At 57.6% G+C, this 23,046-nt stretch carries 22 protein-coding genes; 11 read left to right on the top strand and 11 right to left on the bottom strand.

From position 1 onward, the window contains the following. The first annotated feature begins 73 nt into the window (after positions 1 to 73). Entirely contained in the window at positions 74 to 847 is a 774-nt protein-coding gene (locus LG294_RS14160; RefSeq protein ID WP_404286767.1) for a DUF5819 family protein, read from the top strand. Then, on the top strand, positions 838 to 1,911 hold the full coding sequence (locus LG294_RS14155) for an HTTM domain-containing protein (protein WP_404286765.1): 1,074 nt from the start codon (positions 838 to 840) through the stop codon (positions 1,909 to 1,911). The genes LG294_RS14160 and LG294_RS14155 overlap by 10 nt, the downstream gene beginning before the upstream one ends. A 90-nt stretch (positions 1,912 to 2,001) precedes the next feature. Here the strand turns inward: LG294_RS14155 and LG294_RS14150 are convergent, their stop codons facing one another. Both LG294_RS14150 and mgrA read right to left on the bottom strand, forming a co-directional pair. Continuing rightward, entirely contained in the window at positions 2,002 to 3,384 is a 1,383-nt protein-coding gene (locus LG294_RS14150; RefSeq protein ID WP_404286763.1) for an NAD-dependent succinate-semialdehyde dehydrogenase, read from the bottom strand. 269 nt (positions 3,385 to 3,653) lie between these two features. Next, positions 3,654 to 4,715: an L-glyceraldehyde 3-phosphate reductase gene (gene mgrA / locus LG294_RS14145; RefSeq protein ID WP_404286761.1), complete on the bottom strand. Its 1,062-nt coding sequence runs from the start codon at positions 4,713 to 4,715 to the stop codon at positions 3,654 to 3,656. Positions 4,716 to 4,944: 229 nt separating this feature from the next. Between mgrA and LG294_RS14140 the strand changes: the two genes are divergently transcribed. Further along, positions 4,945 to 6,549, top strand: a complete 1,605-nt coding sequence (locus tag LG294_RS14140; RefSeq protein WP_404286759.1) for a hypothetical protein — start codon at positions 4,945 to 4,947, stop codon at positions 6,547 to 6,549. A 166-nt stretch (positions 6,550 to 6,715) separates the two neighbouring features. Here LG294_RS14140 and LG294_RS14135 read toward each other — a convergent pair whose 3' ends face one another. Then, positions 6,716 to 6,859 carry a hypothetical protein gene (locus LG294_RS14135; protein WP_404286757.1) on the bottom strand — a complete coding sequence of 48 codons (144 nt, stop codon included), beginning with the start codon at positions 6,857 to 6,859 and terminating at the stop codon, positions 6,716 to 6,718. A 165-nt stretch (positions 6,860 to 7,024) separates the two neighbouring features. On the opposite strand from LG294_RS14135, the gene LG294_RS14130 reads away from it, so the two are divergent. After that, on the top strand, positions 7,025 to 7,816 hold the full coding sequence (locus LG294_RS14130) for an alpha/beta fold hydrolase (RefSeq protein ID WP_404286755.1): 792 nt from the start codon (positions 7,025 to 7,027) through the stop codon (positions 7,814 to 7,816). After that, entirely contained in the window at positions 7,813 to 10,368 is a 2,556-nt protein-coding gene (hrpB, locus tag LG294_RS14125; RefSeq protein WP_404286753.1) for an ATP-dependent helicase HrpB, read from the top strand. Before LG294_RS14130 ends, hrpB begins: the two co-directional genes overlap by 4 nt. Positions 10,369 to 10,433: 65 nt before the next feature. On the opposite strand, the gene LG294_RS14120 is transcribed toward hrpB, so the two are convergent. After that, the gene (locus LG294_RS14120; protein ID WP_404286751.1) at positions 10,434 to 11,666 is read right to left on the bottom strand and encodes an acyl-CoA dehydrogenase family protein; all 1,233 of its coding nucleotides are present in this window, start codon (positions 11,664 to 11,666) and stop codon (positions 10,434 to 10,436) included. A gap of 85 nt (positions 11,667 to 11,751) precedes the next feature. Then, a complete protein-coding gene (locus LG294_RS14115; protein WP_404286749.1) occupies positions 11,752 to 12,453 on the bottom strand; it encodes a TetR/AcrR family transcriptional regulator in 702 nt (233 codons plus the stop codon). Positions 12,454 to 12,585: 132 nt separating this feature from the next. Between LG294_RS14115 and LG294_RS14110 the strand changes: the two genes are divergently transcribed. Then, positions 12,586 to 13,017, top strand: a complete 432-nt coding sequence (locus tag LG294_RS14110) for a hypothetical protein (protein ID WP_404286747.1) — start codon at positions 12,586 to 12,588, stop codon at positions 13,015 to 13,017. A 104-nt stretch (positions 13,018 to 13,121) separates the two neighbouring features. After that, a complete protein-coding gene (locus LG294_RS14105; RefSeq protein ID WP_404286745.1) occupies positions 13,122 to 13,328 on the top strand; it encodes a hypothetical protein in 207 nt (68 codons plus the stop codon). A gap of 76 nt (positions 13,329 to 13,404) precedes the next feature. Here LG294_RS14105 and LG294_RS14100 read toward each other — a convergent pair whose 3' ends face one another. The 3 genes from LG294_RS14100 to LG294_RS14090 all read right to left on the bottom strand — a co-directional run bounded on the left by LG294_RS14100 (position 13,405) and on the right by LG294_RS14090 (position 16,550). Next, the gene (locus LG294_RS14100; RefSeq protein WP_404286743.1) at positions 13,405 to 14,847 is read right to left on the bottom strand and encodes a DHA2 family efflux MFS transporter permease subunit; all 1,443 of its coding nucleotides are present in this window, start codon (positions 14,845 to 14,847) and stop codon (positions 13,405 to 13,407) included. 72 nt (positions 14,848 to 14,919) lie between these two features. Then, the gene (locus LG294_RS14095) at positions 14,920 to 15,918 is read right to left on the bottom strand and encodes a PhzF family phenazine biosynthesis protein (protein WP_404286741.1); all 999 of its coding nucleotides are present in this window, start codon (positions 15,916 to 15,918) and stop codon (positions 14,920 to 14,922) included. An 89-nt stretch (positions 15,919 to 16,007) separates the two neighbouring features. Beyond that, positions 16,008 to 16,550: a hypothetical protein gene (locus LG294_RS14090; RefSeq protein ID WP_404286739.1), complete on the bottom strand. Its 543-nt coding sequence runs from the start codon at positions 16,548 to 16,550 to the stop codon at positions 16,008 to 16,010. A gap of 203 nt (positions 16,551 to 16,753) precedes the next feature. Between LG294_RS14090 and LG294_RS14085 the strand changes: the two genes are divergently transcribed. Then, a complete protein-coding gene (locus tag LG294_RS14085; RefSeq protein WP_404286737.1) occupies positions 16,754 to 17,848 on the top strand; it encodes a mechanosensitive ion channel family protein in 1,095 nt (364 codons plus the stop codon). 15 nt (positions 17,849 to 17,863) lie between these two features. Here the strand turns inward: LG294_RS14085 and LG294_RS14080 are convergent, their stop codons facing one another. After that, positions 17,864 to 18,499, bottom strand: coding sequence for a YqaJ viral recombinase family protein (locus LG294_RS14080; protein WP_404286735.1), 636 nt, complete (start codon positions 18,497 to 18,499; stop codon positions 17,864 to 17,866). Positions 18,500 to 18,572: 73 nt separating this feature from the next. Then, positions 18,573 to 18,833 carry a glutaredoxin family protein gene (locus LG294_RS14075; RefSeq protein ID WP_404286733.1) on the bottom strand — a complete coding sequence of 87 codons (261 nt, stop codon included), beginning with the start codon at positions 18,831 to 18,833 and terminating at the stop codon, positions 18,573 to 18,575. A gap of 129 nt (positions 18,834 to 18,962) precedes the next feature. On the opposite strand from LG294_RS14075, the gene LG294_RS14070 reads away from it, so the two are divergent. From LG294_RS14070 to LG294_RS14060, 3 genes are all read left to right on the top strand, one after another. Then, entirely contained in the window at positions 18,963 to 19,691 is a 729-nt protein-coding gene (locus LG294_RS14070; RefSeq protein WP_404286731.1) for an ABC transporter ATP-binding protein, read from the top strand. Continuing rightward, a complete protein-coding gene (locus LG294_RS14065; RefSeq protein WP_404286729.1) occupies positions 19,688 to 21,019 on the top strand; it encodes an FtsX-like permease family protein in 1,332 nt (443 codons plus the stop codon). The genes LG294_RS14070 and LG294_RS14065 overlap by 4 nt, the downstream gene beginning before the upstream one ends. 173 nt (positions 21,020 to 21,192) lie before the next feature. Beyond that, complete coding sequence (locus LG294_RS14060) at positions 21,193 to 22,236, top strand: ABC transporter substrate-binding protein (protein ID WP_404286727.1); 1,044 nt, start codon at positions 21,193 to 21,195, stop codon at positions 22,234 to 22,236. Between the two features lie 3 nt (positions 22,237 to 22,239). Here the strand turns inward: LG294_RS14060 and LG294_RS14055 are convergent, their stop codons facing one another. Further along, on the bottom strand, positions 22,240 to 23,040 hold the full coding sequence (locus LG294_RS14055) for an MBL fold metallo-hydrolase (protein WP_404286725.1): 801 nt from the start codon (positions 23,038 to 23,040) through the stop codon (positions 22,240 to 22,242). Positions 23,041 to 23,046 lie beyond the last annotated feature (6 nt).

Genomic DNA, 23,046 nt, shown 5'->3' with positions numbered 1-23,046 from the left:
GGGGCATCCACGGATGCCCCTTCCATTTCGCATTAAGAATTTCATCAGGTATGAAATTTATAGGAAGGTCCGAATGGGAGAGAATAGTCAGATGAGGCAACAAAGAACGAAGCCAAAAGTAGCTACACTGGTGGTTCTCATTTTGGCTGGAATCGCCGCCCTTGGCCATGTTGGGGCAACCATGGCATTCACCGGGCCTTCAACTCCCATCAAGACCTCGTTGCAACCTGAACTTAATAGGTATTTCCTTGGTCCCTTAGATCAAGGATGGAGTCTCTTTGCACCTGGTCCGTACTCGCAGGACGAATACTTCACGTTACGGGCTTGTCTGTCGAGCATGGATGTTTGTGCCGGAGGCCAGTCAAAGGGGGCAGAATTTACGGAATGGCGTGACGTGACTGCTGAAGAAATGGTCAAACGAGCAGGCAACATGTTTTCTGATCGTGAAACTAAACAATCAAAGGTGATTCACGGTCGTTTGTGGGGCGCTACATCAGATTTGAGCAGCGACGCACGCTCTGAAATTGCAAAGCCGTTCATCCAGGGAACCCCAGTTTTCGGGGTTGATCTCAATTCTCCTGAGGCTATGGATAAGTACTCTTCTTCGGAGCTAGCAAACCTTCGCGCTTATAAGCGACTTGAAGACACAGCAGTTGGATTTGCATCTTTGTATGCCATCGAACAATGGGGTGGGGCCGCCATTGTTGAAATTAAACTGCGACGCGAACCAGTCACATCATTCGCGCAACGGCATAATCCTGATGTAGAAAGCACCCCCAAAGAAACCAATATTGGATGGCGTGATACTAAAGAATTTAGCGAAGCGGCGGTAGCGGCATGGAAATGAAATTAGATCAGAAAAACGATCCGTCCATTCGAAGCTGGATTTCTAGAAACAAGAGTTTGCCTGCCGATTCGCTTGCGTGGGTCTATCGTTGGTTCGTCAACGAACGCCATGGTGCATATGGGTTAGCCGTAATGAGAATGGCTTCTGGGCTCTTCATTCTGGGATGGCTGTTGATTAATGCACCTATCGCAGTCAAGATTTGGGGACCTGGCTCGGAGTACCTTGAACCTTATCGAGCTGTTCTGGGGTACAACTGGCCACTTGATATCCTTCGTGATGCTGGCCTTGGGTTCTTTGTCAGCTGGTATGTCGTCGCAATCCTCTTGGCTGTTGCATTCACAATCGGCTGGAAAACACGGATAATCACACCCCTGTTCTTCATTTTCTACACCGCGATTAATGCGCAGAACACGCCGATATCCGACGGTGGAAATTATTTCATTCGTATCATGCTGATATACCTGATTTTTGCGGATCTTTCTAAGCATTGGTCGCTCGACGCGTGGTTGAAAAAGCGCAAGGGTAAAGCGAACCGTGAGTTCGAAATAGTAACGGTACTCCACAACATTGCGTTGTGCCTCGTAGTTGCTCAGCTATGCATTGTGTACCTCGAAGCTGGCCTGTACAAGGTGCAGGGCAACCTGTGGCAGAACGGCACAGCCATGTATTATCCGATCAGTTCCGAGGCCTATGGTGTATTCCCATGGCTAAGTGAGTTGCTATCCTCCAACTCATGGATCGTTGCACTGATCACGTACGTTACGGTCATTGCGCAAATAGCATTCCCCTTCATGCTCTTCCATAGGATCAGCCGAAGAATTGCTCTGATTACAATTCTGGGCATGCACATCGGAATTGCTGTGGTTATGGGACTACCGTTTTTCTCCGGAATCATGGCTTCCGCTGATGCTGTCCTAGTTTCGGGCGCAACTTGGATCACCATTCAGGCTTGGTTGGCAGGATGTTGGAGGAAGGTCTTTCGTCCGCGCAATCGAGATGCAGTCATTGACGAACCGGAAGATTTGAAGACCGAATCGAAGGACGAAATTTCAGCGTCCGTGTAGAAAACTAAAAAGATAAACTTAAGGGTGGGCTTCCGGTCGGAAGCCCACCCTCGAATTTATCTGCAGTGCGGATCTAGAATCCGTAACTCATTAGTCGCCGATGTAGAACAGGCGTTTGTTCACAAATTCTTCCATGCCCAGCGGTCCGAGTTCGCGGCCGAAGCCTGAACGCTTCACGCCGCCAAACGGCATTTCCGCACCTTCGGCGGCTGCAATGTTTACGTTGGCCATACCTGATTGCAAGCCCATGGCTACCTTCGCTGCGCGGGCCTCGTCGGTGGAGTGCACCGAACCACCCAAGCCGTAGATGGTGTCGTTTGCTAGCTCGAGTGCCTGTTCGTCACTGGTGACCTTGTACACCACGGCGACCGGACCGAAGAGCTCCTCGTAGTAGGCGCGCATGTCCTTGGTGACACCACTGAGTACTGCAGGGGAGTAGTAGGCTGTTGGTCCCTCGTGCAGAACGCCGCCGGCGTGCAATGTGGCGCCCTTGGATACCGCGTCTTGTACCTGGGCATCTAGGTCTTCGGCGGCCTTGCGCGAGGACAGCGGCGCGAACGTACCTTCAAGTTCCGCCAATGGGTCACCAGGGGTGAGCCCGTCGGCACGCTTGGTCAGTTCGGCGACGAAACCGTCAAAGATATCGTCCATGACGATCATGCGCTTATTGGAGTTGCAAGCCTGGCCGGTGTTGTCGATGCGGAAGGCCCACGCGGTTTCGGCGATGCCTGCAACGTCATTGGAGTCAAGGACGACGAACGGATCCGAGCCGCCGAGTTCGAGAACGGCCTTCTTCAGATTGCGTCCGGCCTGCTCGCCAATGATTGCACCTGCGCGTTCGGAGCCGGTCAGCGATACGCCCTGAATGCGTGGGTCGGCGATAATTGTGGAGATCTGATCATGGGTGGCGAAGACGTTGTTGTAGACTCCAGCGGGTACGCCAGCCTCGTCCATGATTTCCTGCAGAGCCAGTGCCGAACGCGGGCAGGACTCTGCGTGCTTGAGCACGATGGTATTACCCAGCATCAGGTTGGGAGCGGCGAAGCGCGCCACCTGGTAGAGCGGGAAGTTCCACGGCATGATGCCAAGCAGCGGCCCGACCGGACGGCGCTGGACGACTGCCCGGCCACCGGAGAAGGACTTGATCTCCTGATCGGCGGCCAAGGTCGGCCCTTCAGTTGCGAAGTATTCGAAGATGTCCTTGCAGTATTCAGCCTCGCCCACAGCTTCGGACAGCGGCTTGCCCATTTCAATGGTCATGATCTTGCCGAGCTCATCTGCGCGATCTGCGAAGAGCTGCGCGACCCGGTTGACGATGTTAGAGCGTTCGTTGATGTCGACATTCTGCCACGATTCAAAGGCGGATTGCGCGGCGGTGAGCGCCTGCTCGACCTGTTCGTCTGTGGCTGCCGGGAATTCTTCAACGATCTGACCGGTCGCTGGGTTAAGTACCTTATAGGTCGGGGCGCTCATGATGCTCCTGTCTAGTCTGTGTTGAGGTCTGGGTAGGGTATGTGGGTTCCACGATACGCACCACGTCCGTAAAATGAATGTGAATCACTTCACGAAGCGTCTTATTCGAGCATATCCTCAGTTCAAAAATTCGGCCACACGCAGATCCGTTGAAACGTCTGAAATTCAAGACTGATTCCGCGCGAATGTCTCCTATTTGCGGAGGAATGCAAAACGCCCGCAAAACGTTTAGGACAACGTACTGCGGGCGCCTCGGATGAACACAGAATTTAGCTGATCGCTGAGTTCTTCCACCAGTCGATTCCGGCATCGCCTTGGGCGATCTCAGAAATCTCTTTGAGTTCAGCCGCGGTGAACTGGAGGTTATTCAACGCGCCAAGGTTCTCATCGAGCTGCTTAGTAGAGGATGCTCCGATCAGTACCGAAGTTGCCGCGCCATCGCGCAACAGCCAAGCCAAGGACATTTGCGCCAATGACTGGCCACGGTGTTGGGCGATGTCATTGAGCTTGTGGATCTTGGTCAGGTTTTCCTCGGTCAGCTGAGCTTCGAGGGAGCGGCGCCCGCCCTGACGCTGCACTTCGGTGCCGTTGAGGTACTTATCCGTCAGCAGTCCCTGGGCTAGCGGGGTGAAAGCGATGGCCCCCATGTCTTCCTTTTCCAAGGTAGCCAACAGGCCGTGCTCAACCCATGGGTTCAAAATGTTGTAGGACGGCTGATGGATTACCAGCGGGGTGCCCAGCTCGTCAGCGATTGCCTTAGCCTGCACGGTGCGCTCGGCCGAGTAGGAGGAGATGCCTACGTAAGTGGCCTTGCCTTGGCGCACCAGCGTATCCAGCGCACCGATAGTCTCCTCCAAGGGAGTCTTCGGATCGTAGCGATGCGAGTAGAAGATATCCACGTAGTCCAGGTTCATTGCCTTCAGCGAAGCTTCTGCTGAAGCCAGCAAGTACTTACGTGAACCGTAGGTACCGAAAGGACCGGCCCACATCTCGTAACCGGCCTTTGAGGAGATGACCAGCTCATCGCGGTACGGCATGAAATCCTTGCGCATCATGCGACCAAAGTTTTCTTCCGCCGAGCCGGCCGGCGGGCCGTAGTTGTTCGCCAGGTCGAAGTGGTTGATGCCGTGATCAAACGCGTGGCGCAAGACTTCACGCTGTGTTGCGAAAGCGCGGTTATCGCCGAAGTTCCACCACAGGCCCAAAGATAGGGGAGGCAGCACGAGGCCGGAATCACCGACGCGACGGTAGCCGAAGTTCTCGTAGCGACTAGCGGCCGCGACGTAGGGGCGGTGGCTGTCCGGGTGCGGATTAACTAGTTCGTACTCCACGTAGAACCTCTCTGTAGAAAGACCTGTTGTTCACTTTGAACAACTCTATGGCAGAACTACTAATTCATCATCGATTCAAGGACCGCGAATAAAAGAGAACCCGAGATCCTGAGGGCAGAGAGCTGAAAACTACAAACAATCTATTGGTACGTTTCGTGGATTTTCATGAGGTGCAGAAAAGTCACGTCAGCAGAGAATAAGTGAGCCCGCGATAGAGTGAAGCTTGGACATGCTGCAAATAACCGTGAGGACACTCGTGATTTCCAAAGCGACAAAATCCCTTGCCGCCATGTTGATCTGCGGCCTGTTGGCGGGCTGTTCGTCGGGCTGGCCAGGACAGAATCCGCAAGATCCCAACCCCTCAAATTCGCCGGTAGCTTCTCCGCCCAAACCTACCCCAGAGCCACTGCCTGACTTCGTGCAGGAGTTCAATAAACTACCCGAGGGAAAGTCGACCACTCTCACGGTAGGAGCCTCGAACCTCGGCACCAGTCTGAGCGACGACAATATCGGGGTGTCCTTCGAGGCAACCGAACTCAGTGACCCAAGGTGGGACCCGGAGGTGGGGAACCTGGATGAAATGCTCATCGGTTTGGGGAATCCAGGCTTGCGCTTCGGCGGCAATGTTTTGGACCGAGAGACTTTCTGGACCTCAACCGGTGAAAAAGCTCCCAAGGGTAAGAACTTGGTGACTCCTGAAGACCTCGAACGGGTGATGAAAACCGTCAAGAAAGTCGACTCCAAGGTGACCATCGGCATTCCGCTAGGGACCTTTGACCCGAAACGCGGGGCCGATATGGCTAAGCACGCCGTAGATATTTTCGGGGATCATCTGGTGGGCATCTCCATTGGCAACGAGCCAAACGGATATACCAACGATGCACGCCCGGGGCTTCAGATACGCAAAACTTCCGAATGGAATGAAAAGAAGTTTGTCACTCAGGTGCGCGCGTACGCCAAGGCCATTAACGAGGCGACCGGAACCAAGGTCCCGTTGGTCGGCCCCGGAGTCTTTGATGGTTCATGGATGAGCGCATTCCTCAACGCAAAACTCCCCAACACCACCGCGCTGACCCAGCACTACTACGCCACCTATGAATGTTCCTCGGATAAGGTTCCCGGCCGTGGCCCCGAGTGGCAGAATCTGTTGGACCCTGTGGTGAGCAATAGCGCCAGGAAAATGATTGGTATCGGGTTGGATAAGGCCGAAGCGAAGAAGCTACCGCTGTGGGTGGAAGAGACCGGTTCAACCAGCTGCCCGGGAACTAACAACACGTCACGCACTCACGCGAGCGCACTGTGGACGGTGGACCACATCTTCGACTCTGCGCGTTTGGGCGTAGAGCGCATGAATATGCATTCGATGCTAGGTGCCTGCCGCGGAGGCGCCCCAATGTCTGTCGTTTGCTCTGCGGAAGGCTCTGGCGAAAAGGGCGCCGGCGAGGTGCTGGCGCAGCCGAACTACCTCGCCATGCGTTTGGCGCGCTTGAGCATCGGTAGCCAATTCATGAAGACAAAGCTCGCTGGAGATAAGAACCTCCAAAGCTATGCGGTCAAAGCGAAGAACGGCCGAGTATTGGTCACTGTCGTAAATAAGAACGATGCGGCGAAGAAATCAAAGAATCCAGTCACGGTGAATGTTCCCCAAGGATACAAAGCCACCCGGGCGGCGCAGATTCATGCTCCGAAGAATGGCGCGGTTGAAGCAACCGAGCTGACGCCCTTAGCCCCATTCGCCACCAAGGGCAGCGGCGTGGCGAAAAATGCGACGGGAAAGCTGCAGCTAGATTTGGCGGCGAGCACTGCCACCACGATCGAGTTCACCAAGCAGTAGCGATTCTGCTTAAATGAAGAACCGATCCGCGGAGTCAAGGAGGTAACATCCTCGCGGATCGGTTCTTATAATTCACTCGCACCTTTGAGAAGGTAATAGCTACTCTAGGACGACATTCTTACTGCCAGCTGGGCGCCAAGTAAACGCTTCCTAGAATTCGCTGCACTTAGTAATTTGATGGCGGGTCTGAGGCAGGGAATGATTCGTCTTCCCATTCCTCCACCATTTCCTCATCATGATCGTGCTTCACGTGAGCTTTAGCTTGTTCTTGGGTCTCGACGCCGACTTCTTCGTCTGGATGATGGTTCATGTTGCTCCTTCCCTCGCAGGTCTGGGTGTCTGGGCGGTCAAGCCGTCGACTACATACCTTCAGTGTCATCCTTTTACAGTGCTATGTCGATAGAAATTCCGTAACTCCGCCCGTGCGCGGGAACGTGAATTGCTCGGTGGCTCGCAACAGGATTTAATCGCTAGTATGCCAATGATCAATAACCCCGCAGATAATTCCGAAATCTTCTTTGATGACGACGGTGCCGCGGGCGAGCCGATTCTTTTCCTCCACGGGTCTGCGCTATCCCGCTCGATCTGGCGAGGCCTGGGATATACCAAGGCGCTGGGCGGAAACCGCCGCACGATTCGCATGGACCTTCGCGGCCACGGCAAAACGGCTAAATCTCACCAGGTAGCCGATTACACCATGGAGAAGATTGCCAGCGACATCTACGCGGTGCTCGATCATCTAGGCATTCCGGCCGCGCATATCATCGGCTATTCCTTTGGGGCTCGCAGCGGTCTGCATGTGGCGATGGACCGCCCTGAACGAGTGTTGTCATTGAGCATGCTCGGTGGCACCTTCGAGATCACGGACGGGGAAATCGGCCAGCTCTTCTTCCCGGGCTACCTCGACGTATTGCGCAGGGGGGACATCGAAGGATTTGTTGCGGGTCAGGAAACCGGGCTTCGGCTCGATCCCGCCACGAGGCATGCGTTCCTCTCCAACGATCCGCTCGCACTAGCCGCCTACTATGAGGCGGCGGAAACGTTGCAGAACATCGAGCTGAGCCAGCTAGCTAAAATCAAGGTCCCCACCTTGCTGCTCATCGGCACGCGAGATCAGCCGCGCTTTGACCAAAATAAGATCATGGCCCGTGCCATGCCCAACGCCCGCATGGTGCCCCTCACCGGGCGCACCCACGGCAGCACGCTGTTCCCCATTGAACCGGTGGTGAATGCGATCGAAACTTTCTGGACGGTACCGCGCGCATGAGCCGCGCAGCATTTAACCTGGACCGCATCGCCTCGGGATTGGCGTTCGGCCCCAGCCGGGTGCAACTGCACGCTGCGCTGCGCGAGCATCCGAACCAGCCGCTGGTGATTCAGGCACCACCGGGATCAGGCAAGACCACCATCGTTCCGCCGACCGTGGCCGAAGCGTTGGCGGAGCATGGGCTGCGCGGCAAAATAATCGTCACCCAACCGCGCCGTGTAGCAGCACGTGCCGCGGCTCGGCGTCTTGCCCAGCTCGATGGCTCGGTGCTGGGGGACCGGGTGGGTTTCGCGGTACGCGGGGAACGCCAAAGCTCGGCAAACACTCAGATTGAATTTGTCACCGCAGGTCTGATGCTGCGCAGGCTGTTGGCCGACCCCGACCTGGCAGGGATCAGCGCGGTCATTATCGACGAGGTCCACGAACGGTCCATTGACACCGACCTGCTGCTGGCCATGGTCAACCAAGTCAGCGAATTGCGCGATGACCTCAGCCTGGTTGTCATGAGCGCCACCCTTCATGCCCAAGAGCTTTCCCAACTGCTGGCCAGGCAGTCTCCGGCCCCGGTGCTCACCGCCAACACCGCACAATTTGAGGTGACCGAGCTCTTCGATAGTTTTGCAGGCAAGCGCAATTCCGAGCGGGGGTTGAGCGAGGAATACCTACGCCACGTGGCACAGGCGGCGGTGAGGCATTCTCGCCAACAGAACCAAATGTCAAAGACGACGGTGGATACCTTGGTTTTCGTTCCCGGTGCCCGTGAGGTTGACCGGGTTTGCGCTCAGATCAGTTCTGCGGGCATGCAAGCCTTTCCGCTGCATTCACAGATTCCGGCCAAGGTGCAAGACGAAGTGCTCAGCGAACCCGAGGGGTCGCAAGGACCACGAATCATCGTTTCCACCTCGATCGCCGAATCCTCACTGACAGTACCGCGCGTCCGCCTGGTCATCGATGCAGGATATGCGCGCGAACCACGCAGGGACGCGGCACGTGGCTTTGGCGGCCTAGTCACGGTGGTGGCCAGCCGTGCCGCAGCAACTCAGCGCGCGGGCCGTGCCGGGCGGCTCGGGGCCGGAATCGTCGTCCGAACTCTTGACCCCAAGGCTTTCGCGGCCGCACCGGCGCATTCGGCACCTGAGATACTGACCGGAGATTTGGTTCAGGCAGCACTTTCTTTGGCCGCTTGGGGTACCCCGCGTGGTGAAGGGCTCTCCCTGTGGGAGGAGCCGCCGTCGGGCACCATGCGCACGGATGAAGAGGTGCTGCGCACCTTGGATGCGGTGGACGAGCAAGGAAAAATCACCGCCATGGGCGAGCGAATGGTCAAGATTCCGGCAGATCCACGCACGGCTCGCGCGCTGCTTGAGGGCGCCGAGCATTTCGGGTCGCGTTCCACCGCGGAAGCGGTGGCCCTGTTGGCGAGCACCGAACGCATAGCCAACGCCGACCTCAACGAGCTGCTGACCTCCATTCGACGGCCCTCGCATCCGGGACACCGGGCATGGGTGCAAGAAACTAAACGTCTTGAACGCCTCGCCGGCCAAGTGCCGGTCTCAGATCCTGGCGGGGCGCTGGCCGGTGTCTGCGCGTTGGCCTACCCGCAATGGGTGGCGCGAAGAGTTCACGACAATGACTACCTGCTCGCCTCGGGCACCCGGGCTTCGCTACCCCGGGGAAGCCATTTGGCCCATCATGAATTCTTGGCCATCGCCGAGGTCACGCGGGCCGGAACCAGCACCGGAGCGGTGATCCGCCGCGCCGCGGCCATCGATTTGGAGCAAGTGCTCGGGCTGCTCGGCCATCTGCACAAGATCACCGAGAGCGCGAAACTGGTGGATGGGAAAATTTCTGCGCGTAAGGTCGAATCGTTCGGCGCCATCGAGCTTTCCGCTCATCCGATCAAGGCCACCAAGGAACTGGGCCGGCAAGCGGCGGCCGCGGCATTATGCGAACAGTCGCTGGCGCTCTTTGGCGAGCAACCGGCCTTTGAAGCGCTACGCCGCCGGATGGCCGTGGCCCACCGGCTGCTTGGTCCGCCATTCGTGCCGGTGGATGAGCAGCTACTCGTCCAGAGCGCTAACCAGTGGCTTGCCACCGGCCTGGAACAGATCGCCGCGGGCAAGTCTGCGGCAAAGGTGGACCTCGTCGGTGCATTGCGCGCCTTGCTGCCGTGGCAGCATGCACACGAATTCGATGGGTTGGTTCCCGAGCGTTTGCAGGTTCCCTCCGGCTCGCGGATTCGCATTGGCTACCCGCCGGTGGATGACGCCGGTCCGGCCGTGGTGGCGGTCAAACTGCAGGAGTGCTTCGGGCTTACCGAATCGCCGCGGCTGGTGCACGGGAAGCTTCCGGTGCAGTTCCATTTGCTCTCTCCAGCGGGCAGCCCGCTTGCGGTCACCGAAGATCTGGTCTCTTTCTTCAACGGACCATATGCCCAGGTGCGTGCCGAAATGCGGGGCAAGTATCCACGGCATCCCTGGCCGGAGGACCCGTGGGAACATCAGGCGACGGCTTACACCAAGAATCGCCTGCGCCGGGAAAGTTCAAAGTAGCAGCCCAAACCCCGTTGGCCAGCACCAAAAGTTTGGTGCTGGCCAACGGGGTTTGATGCAGCGGTCTAGGCGAAGGCCGAAATGCCGGTGATGCTGCGGCCCATCAGCAGCGCCTGCACGGTTTCGGTGCCTTCGTAGGTGTGGATGGCCTCGATGTCGGCAAAGTGGCGGGCCACGCGGTTGCTGGTCAAGATGCCGTTGCCGCCAAGCAGATCGCGTGCATTGGAAGCGATCTGGCGCGCGGTACGTGTCGCGGTGTATTTGGCCAGCGAGGCCTGCGGTCCGGTCAACTCGCCGCGGGCTTCTCGTTTGGCCGACTGCACTGCGAGCAATTGGATGGTAGCCAGTTCGGACTGCATCCGAGCCAAGCGTTCTTGCACGATCTGGCTAGCTGCCAGCGGGCGACCGAATTGGATTCGCTGCTTGGCATAGAGCACGGCAGATTCGTAGCAGGCGGTGGCATGTCCCACGGCCGACCAGGCGACCCCCAGCCGGGTCGCGAACAGCACGCGTGCGGTGTCTTTGAAACTGTGCGAATCCGGAAGCACGTCGGCGTCGGCCACGAAGACGTTGTCCAAGCGGATATGCGCCTGCCAGATGGCACGCAACGAGAGCTTGTTCTCGATGGTCGTTGCGCGGTACCCCGCGGTGTTCTGATCAACCAGGAAGCCTCGTACATTGCCTTCGTCGTCGCGGGCCCAGACCACGGTGATGCCGCCAATTGAGCCGTTGCCGATCCACTTCTTTTCGCCGTTCAGCACGTAGCCGCCGGCAACCTTATGCGCGCGAGTTTCCAAGCCAACCGAGTCCGAACCGTGGGTCGGCTCGGTCAGGGCGAAGGAACCGGGAAGTTCGCCGGCGAGCATCGGCAAGCCGTATTTGGTTTTCTGCTCCGGGCTGCCGCAGAACATAATCGAGCGCAGCGCCAAGCCGCCTTGGACGCCCACGATGGTGGCCACCGAGCCATCTCCACGGGCCATTTCCATGTTGATCAAGCCGGCGGCCATGGGGCTCATGGCCGGCAATCCCGCGATGTCCAAGCCATCACGCAAGAGGCCGTAGTCGCCGAGCTTCTTGATCAGGTGTACTGGGTAGTCCGCCTTGTCCCAGTATTCGTGAATGTCGTCCTTGACCTCTTCGAGGATGAATTTACGAGCCTTGGAGCGCCAGTCGGCGTCGATCTGGTCGACCTCTGCCAGCACACCGGTGGGGTCGATATCTACTCCGTCTGACCAGAGATCGTATTCGGGCTCCACAACACCGGTGGGGAACTCGAATTCGGTATGCTGCTGGGTCATTTGGGGATGCTCCTCAGGGAAGGTTGAAAACTATTCTTCAACCAGCCTAATGGAACGCAGTGTCATGTCAAGAAACTAGGTGTCACTATTTGTGGTCGCGCAGAGCTTTAGCGACCGCGTCCAGCACTGCCTGCTCATCGCTGCCTTCGTCGAGCACGGACACCACAACGCGCGGTGCCCTAGCCGCGGACTTGGGCGCGTTGCTCGGATCGAGCAAGTCGACGAAACGGTCAAGGAATAACCGCACATCCGTGGCCAAGCGCTCCCTATTGGTGCCCGAGGCGTCTCGCAGCCACAAACGCAGGTGGTCATTGTGAATGGCGACTAATCCGGCGCTGATGCCAAGGCAGAGTGCCCGGTTCGGAGCACTGGTGGCAAGCTCGCGCGAAGATAAAAAATCGTAGAAGGCTCGCTCGTAGCGGTGAGTGGAAACGAGTTCGCGTTCACGCAGCGACGGCACCGAGGACAGCAGCCGGTGACGCAACTGCGCCGCTTCGGGATTCATGGTGTATTGGTCGAATACCACATGCGCTGCATCGATCAAGGTCTGGGTTGCGCTCACCGAAGAAGCCGCGAGGGTTGTCTTGACGTGGGTGATGATCATTTCCTGATCCGCGAACACCATGTTTTCCTTGGAGCCGAAACGGCGAAAGAATGTGGAGCGCGACATTCCGGCGGTTGCGGCAAGCTCGTCGACACTTGTCGTGTCGAAACCTTGGGTGATGAGGAGGTCCAAGGCTGCTGAAGGTACGGCGGATGAAGAGATCATGATTCTTGAATTTAGCATGTTTCCACTTTTCAGCTCCGGCTCACGGGACTAAATGATTGTGATCATTCCCCGGGGTGGCTACGCTGAGGTTCAAGGCCACTCATTTAAGGAGTGCAGCCGGAAAACAACTTAGAAGAGAAGTGAGGGCCCATGGGAATCTCTATCGCAAACGCCGCACTACGTTTGGTCAGTGGCGCATTCATTCTCAACAGCGGAATCAACAAGCTGCGTATCGATGAGGCTAGTGCCGCTGGACTGCAGCAGATTGCCTCCAACGGCATTCCCCAGTTGGGTGAGCTGGAGCCAGCAGCATTTGGCAAAGCGGTATCGGTCTCCGAAATCGCGCTGGGCAGTGCATTGCTCCTGCCTATCATCCCCTCGCGTCTAGCCGGCATAGGGCTTGGGGCCTTCTCGGGTGTCATGCTGTCCGCGTATTTGCGTACCCCGGGAATGACCGAATCTGATGGGATCCGCCCAACGAGCGACGGTACCGCTTTGGCCAAGGATGTCTGGCTTGCAGGCATCGCCGTAGCCCTGATTTTTGGCCGACGCGCAGTAAAGCACGTTAAGAACAAGAAGTAGTAATTCGCAAGCTATTGAGCAGAGCATTGAGTTCAACGTAAGTTGGACTCAGGGCTGCAGCTTTTCAGTAGTCACTTTCACGTTTCTAACTAAAAGGAGAACCCATGGGTTTCTTGGATAACGCAAAGAAGAAGCTGGGCGAAGCAGTCGAAAACGTCAAGGAATTCGCTGGTGATGCAACCGAGAACGTCAAAGAGTTCGCTGCCGACGCCTCGGAGAACGTGAAGGACTTCGCTGCAGACGCGCAGGAAAAGATTGGCGAAACGGTCGAAAAGGTCAAGGGCGACGACAAGCCAGACCAGTCCGCATAAGCTTGTTCAAAGCCTGAAGCAGGTGTGGCTCAGCGTTAATTACGCTGAGCCACACCTGCTTCTTTGCTTCGAGTGGCTAACTGGCCGGCTTCTTTTCTGCGGAATTCAAGAACACGACGACCAGGACTGCGGCGAGGGCCACAAAGCCGGGCAGCAACAGGGCCTGGCCCATTCCCACCGCGGTGGCTTCAGGAATCGCCGCTGCGCCCTGTGATTGAACCTTGAGGATTTCCGCGGAAACGCGCGATTCCATCATGACGGCAATCAATGCCGAACCGAGCACCGAGCCTATCTGCCGTGTGGTGTTGTAGATACCTGAACCGGCACCAGCGTCTCGCGGGGTCAGATCCTTCGTCGCGGCCAGTGAGAGCGAAGGCCAGATCATTGCCGAGCCAAGTCCCTGCACGGTGGAAGGGATCAGCAAGGTCCACAACGGGACATCTGCATGCATCATGAATGCGTACACCACCGTCGCTCCACCGATCAGTGCAAAACCGGGAACTGCAAGGTTGCGTGGATTGAACTTATTGACTGTCTTGCCCAAAATTGGCGCGGCAAATATCGCCACAATGGCCATCGGCGAGATCATCAAAGCCGACTGAGTGGGCGTCAACCCCCGCACATTCTGCAAGAAGAACACCATCGGCAGGCTCATGGTGGAGATGGTCAGACCCATGCAGCTGATGGCAACGTTCGCCAGCGAGAAGTTCCGTACAGCGAATAGGCGCAACGGAACCAAAGGTTCCTTTGCAGTCTTTGACTGCCACCAGATGAAGACTCCAAATAGGACTACGCCTATTCCAATCAAATGCCAAGAAGTGAGCAGACCGATAAACGGTTCCCAATTCGTTGAGTCGCCTTCCTGAATGCCAAAGACCAAAGCAAACATGGCGACAGCGGAAAGTACGACTCCGACCCAATCGAAGGAGTGCGCCTGGGGCGCCAAGCGGGGCACGTATTTCAGCAGCATGATGAAGCTCAAGACTGCAATGGGCAAATTAATGAAGAAGATCCACTCCCAGCCGACAGAATCTACCAAGAGTCCGCCGACAATCGGGCCGATCAGGGTGGCGATACCCGCTACCGCGCCCCACAGGCCCATCGCAGCTCCGCGGTGCTGGTATGGGAAGAGCCGGGTGATCAGCGTCATTGCTTGGGGAGAGATCAGCGCCGCACCCAGACCTTGGACTGCCCGCGCAATGGTCAGTGAAGCAAGCGAGGATGACAGTCCGCACCAGAGCGACGCAAGCGCGAAAATCAGCAACCCGATCAGGTAGATATTGCGCGGACCAAAGCGGTCACCGAGGCGGCCGGTGATCAACAGCGGCACCGCGAAGGCGAGCAGGTAAGCGCTGTTGATCCACAAGATCCCTGAGATGTCGGCATCTAGGGATTTCATGATCGCGGGCATGGCTGTGGACACGATGGTGGTGTCCAGCAAGATCATGAAAAACCCAATGACTAGTGCCCAGAGGGCATTCCATGCGGTTTTTCGATCAAAGTTTGGTTGGGAGCTCACAGTTTCTGACACTGACCAAGAATAATGCTTGCATGATGAAACTAAAATAGCTGTGCTGGCTTGGCGCCGGAATTAGTCGAAGCTCACAGTGCCATCGATACGGGTGGTCACGTCACCGCTGACCCAAACTCCGCGTTCGGTCGCTTCAATATGCAAGATTGCCTCGCGGCCTACACGAGTTCCTTGACGTACCGTATAACGCTGCGGGGCAAGGCCGGTCTTAGTCAGCCAAACACCAAACCCGGCATTCAGTGAACCGGTCGCCGGGTCCTCTTGAATAGCTTCGCCCGGAACGAATGCCCGCACCTCAAAGTCTGCCGGAGGCTGCATCACCACCGAGCCGAAGCGCTCCTCCGAACGTGTCTGATCGGAGTAATCCAAGGGGCGTAATTCTTCACGGGTTCCGGAGATCCGTGGAAGCACGGTGGCGTGTGGCTGCCAGACACCTTGGGTCACGCTAGATGCGGTATAGGGGCCAATGACTCCCAGCTCCAAGCCGTCCAGAGCCACATAATCTGGTTCGATACCTAGGACCAGATCGGCGTCGCGCAACATCAGCCCTGCATGGTGGGGACCGTTGACCAGCCATTGGTGCGCAATGACGTCGTCTGCGTTGATTCCAAGTCCAGAGATCGCCCACTGCAGAACATCTGCTTCCAACGGTCCGCTGCGAGTCAATGGGGGAGCGAGGAACGCGAGGCGGCGTGCATGGTTTTCGCCGGCTTCGCGTTCAATGCGCACCTGGATCAGCCCTGCATCACATTGCTGAACCAGCTGCCCGTTCGGGCTGGCCTCACCGCCGGCCTCGATCCAGGCGTGTGCGGCTCCAAGAGTTGGATGTCCGGCAAAGGGCAATTCCGTGGTCGGGGTAAATATGCGAATCGCGTAGTCGGCCTCGGCGTTGGTGGGCGTGACGAAGAAGACGGTCTCGGAAAGGTTCAGCCACTGGGCAAAGCGCTGCATCTGTTCAGAGTCCAAATGATCTGCCTCAAAGACAACGCCGAGCCCATTGCCGTTGAAGGCAGTGGGGGCAAAAACGTCAACCTGCTGATAAGCAAATGTGCGATACATATAAGCATCGTGGCACATAATTCAGCAGGTTGACACGGTATTACGCGGTTGATCCCGTCATGACGGCAAGCTCATAGCGCGGGCACAGGCTAGTACCAATAGTGAGCTACATCGATGACCAAACGCGATCCATTACCCGGGCCGGACAGGACAAATGCCCTCATGGGAAGCCGTGCCCGCGTGGATACTCCGATCTTCGTTTGACCTTCAAAACTACCTAGCCAGACTTGTTGGCGGAAGGTCTGATAGTTCAGTGTCTTCACGGTAGCGCCCGGGTTGTAGTTCGGGCTGGTAGCGGCCTTCAAGAGAATTTCCAGCTTGGCCCCACCCGTGGTGGGCACCGCCTGTCCCGATCCGATTCCGGTCAGCGCGCTGACGTATTTCACCGAATAGCCGGCCGGCTTGCCGCTCAGATCCAGGACCATACGGTCAAAGCAAGTGTGGTGTCCGGTACGGATATTGGTCATTGACGACGTGGTTGAGATGTTCGAGGTTTTGGCGAATGAACCCCAATAAACGGTTTCGCAAGCGGTCGCGGAGTTGGCCACCGGGGCGGCTGCCGCCACGGGAGTCACCGTGAGCATCGTTGCCGCAGCGAGAGCTGTTAGTAATCCGAGTTTGGTGCGGCGCATGTAAACCACCGGCTTTCTATCGATTGCGCCATAGAGCCCGGTACGAGCCCTCAAGACTACTAAAGACCCGTCGCCAACTAGGTGCAATAGCCTGAGATTAACTGGAATTCATCTGGTGCGCTTCCGTAATACGGGTGAGCTCCTCAGGGTTTACTCAAGGTGTCGCACAGCCTTCGGCTAGGGTCATGTGACATGCTTTAAGGATGTTGCCAAGCCCATCTGCACCTATCGATGACACTGTCGACGATGTAATTGAAGTTTCCAGGTTCCTACCTGAATCGTTGCAATTTCTGGCCGTTATCGCCGTTGGATTAACCATTGCAGCGATCCTTGCCTTCGTAATCAGCGGGATAACGCACCGCATTTTCCAACGCATCGGGCTCGGTGAGATCAAGGTCAAGGGCGCACGGATCCCGATTTTCGGCACCTTCGCCTCGATCATTCTCAAGACGTCATTCCTTGCCTTCCATAGAGGAATCGATGGCTACAAGATATGGCAGTTTTCGCTGCTGATCTGTTTGGTCTTCTTCCTCACCTGGCTGATTATCGTGCTGGTGAAGATCGTTGAAGAAGTAGTGCTGGCAAGGATCAGAAGCCGCTTTGGTCCCGGCCGGCGACTGGCCAAGGTGCAAACCCAGGTGGGACTGCTGCGCCGAGTGCTGATCGCGGTTTTGTGCATCCTTGCGGTAGCCGCGGTGTTGCTGACAATTGAGCAAGTCAGGGCGTTGGGCGCGGGTATTCTCGCTTCTGCTGGCCTGGTCTCGGTGGTTGTTGGTCTTGCCGTGCAGTCCTCGCTTGCCAACGTGTTCGCCGGTTTGCAGATTGCTTTTACCGATTCGGTGCGCGTGGATGACATCGTGGTGGTGGAAGCCGAGCGCGGCACTGTCGAAGAAATTACGCTGACCTATGTGGTGGTGCTCCTGATCGACGGCCGTCGCATGATCCTGCCTTCGACCTATTTCACCACCACGCCATTTGAGAACTGGTCTCGGCGCAGTACCGAAATCGACGGAAATATCACCCTGCAGTTGAAGCTCAACGCACCGATCGAATACCTCCGTACGCGCACCACCGAATTGCTTGAATCTTCGGATTGGTGGGATGGTCGCAGTAATAGCCTGCTCGTGACCGATACCTACGGCGGGTTGCAGACGGTGACCATTTATTTATCTTCCAGGGACCCGGGAGACTTGTGGAACCTGCGCAACATGCTGCGAGAGAAGCTCTTGAGCGAGCTGGTGCAAAGCTACCCGGAATGTCTGCCAGATCCACGCACCATACAAAATCCCAATGTGTAACGTGCGCGCAGCGCTCTAGAGGTGAAGCGCGGCCGGGCTGTAGTCGAGATACTGCTGCTCGCGGGAGGTCGACTCGCGCAGCGCTTCAATAAGCAATTCGGCCTTGTCGATGAGGTCTTGGATCATCGAATCGTCGCGTTCGATCCAAATGAACTCCGGTACTGCCTGAACTGGGACGAAATTATGGTGCTGTTCCCAGACGAATAAGGTCCGCTGCGCGCCGATGACGTGCTGCTGCCAGAGCACCTGGCGTAGGTAGTTCTTCGGGATCTTCTTAAACGGCTTATTGGTGGTCTTGATTTCCGCGAGCACCGGAGAGCCGTCCTCGTCGAACCCCAAACCATCGGGGGTTGCCAGATGCAGCCGGGAATGCTGCGAGTAGAAAAGCTGGGAGGACGGGAAAATATTGAAGTTCTCCTGCACCCAGGCGGCGATCACCGGTTCGCGGCGTCGTCCGTGATCGGTGTAGGTATTTCCGGAGAACCCTGAGCCGTAGAGCTTGTCCCAAGCGGCATTGCGGATGGACTTCTCGGTGGATAGCTTGGCCACGTCGGTGGCGGTGATGCCTTGTGCCCGTGCTCGCAACCATTCGATGCGGTTGGAGGAATCCGCCAACACTCGTTGGAAGCATTCATGGTCAATCTTAGGCACGCTAGTCACCTGATCCATTGTTCCCCATAAAGTCCGCGAACCGGTGCAGCATCGCTGTTGACGGTGCGTGAGCCTAGTCGCTGACGTGGGCGATAGCCGCTAATAATTGCTGCAGCGTAGGGGTGTCGCTGGCCCGAAAGCGCTCTTCGCCGTTGGAGAGCAAGCGGATCACCGGTGTTGAAGTCACTCCCATTTCCTGACCACGGGCGACCTGCTCGACGACATCGATCTCTTCAACGGATAACTGCGGGAGCAACTTTTGGGCGCGCAGGACTATCTGCCGGGTCCGAATGCACGGGGCGCAGAAAGGCTGGGTATACAGTTCGAGCTTCATCGCTATCGAGCCTACTGCGAGATGGCTTCAAGCGCGGTGAGCTGGCTCCTACCGCGGGATGAGATCGCCCACCAAGAACTCAATCGGTGCTCCGAGGTGCAAAGCCGGCGGACTTGGGAACATTGAAATATGCTTCAGAATTCGAAGGTTTCCAATCCACTAATTTCCGCCAGAGGGCTCACCCGCAGCTATGGCACCACATTCGCGCTGGACAACATCGATGTTGATCTGGGCCGCGGGACCGCGGTGGCCATCATGGGCCCCTCCGGTTCGGGAAAGTCCACGTTGCTCTACGCCTTAGCCGGCATCGAACTGCCGGACTCAGGCACGGTGGCACTGAACCTTCCCGGCCAAGCACCACTCCAGATCGATCAGCTCAAAGACACCGCGCGAACCAAATTGCGCCGCGAGGCGTTCGGATTCGTTTTTCAGTCGGGGCTATTGATTCCCGAGCTCACGGCCGAAGAAAATGTGGCGATGGCTCTCATGATCAATGGTGTGCCACGCGGCGCAGCAATCGCGCGCGCCGTGGACACCTTGGGGCAGCTGGGCCTTGCAGGAATGGAGCAGCGCCGGATTGGCCAGCTTTCCGGCGGGCAATCCCAGCGCGTGGCGATCGCACGGGCGCAGGTCACCGGGGCCAGCGTTGTCTTTGCCGACGAACCGACCGGTGCCCTGGATTCGGTCACCGGCACCGAGGTGCTCGACACCCTGCTGCGGTGCACCGTTGGAGCGGGCAAGACCTTGGTCATGGTCACCCATGATCGGCAGGTTGCCGCACGCTGCGATCGTGTCCTGACGCTACAGGATGGAAAGATCACCGCCGATGATGCGTTTGTTGGAGGACACCGCTCATGAACATCTTGCATATGGCATGGCTCCTGGGGAGGCCCACCAGCGCCAGCCGCACCCCGCAGCTGCTCACCGTAGGCGCCTACACAATGGTCAGCGCGATGGTGCTCATAGTGCTCGGCGGGGCCTGGTCGTTCACGAAACTCGACGGTGAAGCGCAGAGCTTCTATGTTCCCCTGGCGGCATTCGCCTTGGTCTTGCTCATTGTTCCCTTGCTCGTGCTTGGCTCCTCGGCTGCCAAGCTTTCCGCCCGTGCCCAGGACCGGGCCCTGTCTTCCCTGAGGTTATTGGGTGCCACCGGTTTTCAAGTGCGCGCGGTAGCCGTCGCCCAAGCGGGGGCAACGGCGCTGGTTGGGGCCCTGTTCGGTGTGGTGCTGTATCTTGCGCTTGCTCCGGCCGTGGCGCTGGTTCCATTCCAAGGCGAAGCCATCGGGACGGGGATCTACCTGCCTGCGGGTGCTGCCGCCTTGGCAGTTCTGGCCGTCGTACTGCTTGCGGTGATTAGCGCGCTGGCTGGACTGCGCAAGCTGGTAATTACCCCGCTCGCCGTGGCGACCAGGCGCGTGGCCCCGGTGCCCAGCTGGCTGCGTGCGGTGATTACGCTGGGAAGCATCGTGGTGCTTTATGCGCTCTTCACCAATGTAGGTCTGCTTCCGGTTGATTTGGGCGTGCTGATCGCGATCATTATCGGAGGATTCGCCCTGGGCCTGCTGGCGCTGAATCTTATTGGACCGTGGCTGGTGGCCAAGGTGGGGAAGTCGAAGCTGAATAAGGCAACGAGCGCGGAGCAGCTGCTGGCCGCCCGGATGATTCTTGAATCTCCGGTGGCCGCCTGGCGTCAAGTTTCGGGCGTAGCCATGGCCGCCTTCGTGGCGGTGATCGGCGGTACCGGAGCGGCCATGTTCGACTTTGGCGATGCTCAGGCGACCGGAACGTGGGAAGACTATTTAGGCACGGATGTGCTCACCGGCGTGCTGGTGACGCTCGGTCTTGCGCTGATCTGCGTCGTAATTTCGGCGGCCATCAGCCAGTGCGCAGGCACGTTGGACCGCGAAGAGCTGTACTCCGGACTGAATAAGCTCGGGATGGATTTAGGGGTGATCAACGCAGCCCGGGTCAAAAGCCTGATGATCCCGGCACTGACCGTGGCGATCGGATTCGCTGTGGCATCTGTGGTGCTGGTTCTGCCTTTTGCATCGCTGGCGCTATTGATGAAACCGCTGACCGTTGGCACAGTGCTGGTGGTACTGGTGGCTGGACTGCTGATGATTCGGGTATCGCTTAATATTGCAGATCCACGCCGATTGTTGCCGGGTAGCCCACGTCGTGACTAATGAAACAGGAAACGTTAGGCGTAACTAAAGCAATTGCGGGCAATGAGACGTGGATTACATGTCCTTCATGTTGCGTATTGAAACAGAATCAGCGTAATGTTGCATGCGGTTCGCATAGGCTAACCTAAGTAACCTTTATCTCATGACAACTCGCAACGTCTGGATTATGACCCATGAAAATTTCGCGCCGTGCTGGCCTGCTGGCCGCATCCTCCGCAATTTTGGCACTAGGCCTCAGCGCCTGTGGCTCGGCTTCCTCTTCGGAACCAACCGCCTCGGCTACTGCTGAGTCAAGTTACGCTCCGGTGAGCATTAAGCACATCTACGGTGAAACCACGATCACCGAGAAGCCAACCAAGGTAGCAACCATTTCATGGGTCAACGCAGACGCGCTGTTGGCGCTGGGTACGGTTCCGGTGGGTATGGATACTGATGCCTATGGGCAGAACGCCAACAACTCGACCGACTGGAAGGACGCGAAGCTTGAGGAGCTGGGCGCTTCCATCGGCTCGGAAGAGGCACCGACCCAGTACGACATCGCCGACGGCGTGAACTTTGACGAGATTGCCCGGTCCAATCCAGACGTGATCTTCGCGGCCTACTCGGGACTGACTCAGGAGCAGTACGACAAACTCTCCAAGATCGCTCCGACCGTGGGACCGCTGAAGGCGAACTACCTCACCAGCTGGCAGGCCACCACCGAAGCGGCCGGCGACTTGCTGGGCAAGAGCGAGGAAGCGGACAAGCTGGTCTCGGACTTGGAAGGCGAGCTGTCGGCGCAGACGGAAAAGTACCCTGCGCTGAAAGACTCAACCTTCGCATCGGTAGATCTCTCTAGCCCGAAGACCATGTACGTCTATGCCACGGGGGACAACCGCCCACGCTTCCTGACTTCGCTGGGCATGAAGCAGGCTGAAATCGTCACCAAGAACACTCCTAAGGACGCGTTCTTCTTCGAATGGTCCCCAGAGCGCGCCAATGAATTAGAGGCAGACGTCATTTTTGCCTCGGCGCTCGCCGGGGATGGCATTGACGAAGTGGTCAAGAGCAACAAGCTCTACGGCCAGCTTCCTGCGGTAGCAACCGATTCGGTGGCAATCCTCGGTAATGATCAGGCAGTTCTTTCGGTCTCGGCAGCATCCCCGCTGTCCATTGAATGGGCAATCGAGAACGTGGTGCCCACCATCGCCAAGGCCGCAGAGAACGCGGCAAAGTAAGCCTTAAGAATTTACCGCCAAGTAGTGCAATTGCGCTTCCAAGGAGCTACTAGCCGCACCGATCAGGCGCGGATCCAGGTCGGGGTAGACAAGATCCAGCAAATCGGCTGGCTTGGCGTCTGCCCCGGCCTTGCCGAGTTTCCCCAGCGCTACTCGAACTTGCTCCAGCCGAGTCTCGCGGTGATCCCGATAGGCCGCCAGCAATTTATGCGAGCCAGCATGCTGCTCGCCGTGGGCCGGATGCAGCGGAACGTCTGCCAGTGCCGAAAGCCGTTCCAACGAGCCCAGGTAGTCGGCCAGCGTTCCATCCGGATGCTCAAGAATTGTGGTTCCGCGGCCGAGCACGGTATCTCCGGTGAACAACGCACCCTGCTTGCCCTCGCGGACAAAGCACACCGAGTCAGAGGTATGGCCCGGGGTGAAGAGCACGCTAAGGGTGGTTGTGCAGACATTGAGCTGCTCGCCATCGCGCAGCGGTTCGGCATTCCGACAGAATTCGGCGAGTTTAGCTCGAACCGGTGCACCGGTCAGTTCGTGCAGCAACGGGATCCCGCCGGAATGATCCGCATGGCGGTGCGTCAAAAGAATCATTCGGACATCAAAGGCCGCCAACGCGTGCAGATGCTCAGGCAAATCGGGGCCCGGATCCACCACCACGACTTCGGTGTCGTGGCTCAGTTCGGTAGTCTGCGGGTCGAAGAGCAGGTAGGTATTTGTCCCGTCCAAGGTCATCTCCGAGGGATTATCCGCGCGGAGTACGGCAATTCCAGGGGACAGTACGGTGGGAAAAGCAAGATGTTCCATAGCAAC

The sequence above is a fragment of the Glutamicibacter arilaitensis genome, assembly GCF_044793945.1.
Classification (GTDB): Bacteria; Actinomycetota; Actinomycetes; order Actinomycetales; family Micrococcaceae; genus Glutamicibacter; species Glutamicibacter arilaitensis_B.
The sequence above is the reverse complement of the archived record's forward strand: the minus strand, read 5'-3'. Positions and strand labels throughout refer to the sequence as shown.

Excerpts from the sequence above, each read along its gene's own strand:
- LG294_RS14115 (WP_404286749.1), bottom strand. The coding sequence starts at position 12,453 with ATGCTAAATTCAAGAATCATGATCTCTTCATCCGCCGTACCTTCAGCA.
- LG294_RS14140 (WP_404286759.1), top strand. The coding sequence starts at position 4,945 with ATGCTGCAAATAACCGTGAGGACACTCGTGATTTCCAAAGCGACAAAA.
- LG294_RS14160 (WP_404286767.1), top strand. The coding sequence starts at position 74 with ATGGGAGAGAATAGTCAGATGAGGCAACAAAGAACGAAGCCAAAAGTA.
- LG294_RS14075 (WP_404286733.1), bottom strand. The coding sequence starts at position 18,833 with ATGAAGCTCGAACTGTATACCCAGCCTTTCTGCGCCCCGTGCATTCGG.
- LG294_RS14105 (WP_404286745.1), top strand. The coding sequence starts at position 13,122 with ATGGGTTTCTTGGATAACGCAAAGAAGAAGCTGGGCGAAGCAGTCGAA.
- LG294_RS14070 (WP_404286731.1), top strand. The coding sequence starts at position 18,963 with ATGCTTCAGAATTCGAAGGTTTCCAATCCACTAATTTCCGCCAGAGGG.
- LG294_RS14155 (WP_404286765.1), top strand. The coding sequence starts at position 838 with ATGGAAATGAAATTAGATCAGAAAAACGATCCGTCCATTCGAAGCTGG.
- LG294_RS14065 (WP_404286729.1), top strand. The coding sequence starts at position 19,688 with ATGAACATCTTGCATATGGCATGGCTCCTGGGGAGGCCCACCAGCGCC.
- LG294_RS14085 (WP_404286737.1), top strand. The coding sequence starts at position 16,754 with ATGTTGCCAAGCCCATCTGCACCTATCGATGACACTGTCGACGATGTA.
- LG294_RS14110 (WP_404286747.1), top strand. The coding sequence starts at position 12,586 with ATGGGAATCTCTATCGCAAACGCCGCACTACGTTTGGTCAGTGGCGCA.
- LG294_RS14095 (WP_404286741.1), bottom strand. The coding sequence starts at position 15,918 with ATGTATCGCACATTTGCTTATCAGCAGGTTGACGTTTTTGCCCCCACT.
- LG294_RS14130 (WP_404286755.1), top strand. The coding sequence starts at position 7,025 with ATGCCAATGATCAATAACCCCGCAGATAATTCCGAAATCTTCTTTGAT.
- LG294_RS14135 (WP_404286757.1), bottom strand. The coding sequence starts at position 6,859 with ATGAACCATCATCCAGACGAAGAAGTCGGCGTCGAGACCCAAGAACAA.
- LG294_RS14120 (WP_404286751.1), bottom strand. The coding sequence starts at position 11,666 with ATGACCCAGCAGCATACCGAATTCGAGTTCCCCACCGGTGTTGTGGAG.
- LG294_RS14060 (WP_404286727.1), top strand. The coding sequence starts at position 21,193 with ATGAAAATTTCGCGCCGTGCTGGCCTGCTGGCCGCATCCTCCGCAATT.
- LG294_RS14150 (WP_404286763.1), bottom strand. The coding sequence starts at position 3,384 with ATGAGCGCCCCGACCTATAAGGTACTTAACCCAGCGACCGGTCAGATC.
- hrpB (WP_404286753.1), top strand. The coding sequence starts at position 7,813 with ATGAGCCGCGCAGCATTTAACCTGGACCGCATCGCCTCGGGATTGGCG.
- LG294_RS14090 (WP_404286739.1), bottom strand. The coding sequence starts at position 16,550 with ATGCGCCGCACCAAACTCGGATTACTAACAGCTCTCGCTGCGGCAACG.
- LG294_RS14055 (WP_404286725.1), bottom strand. The coding sequence starts at position 23,040 with ATGGAACATCTTGCTTTTCCCACCGTACTGTCCCCTGGAATTGCCGTA.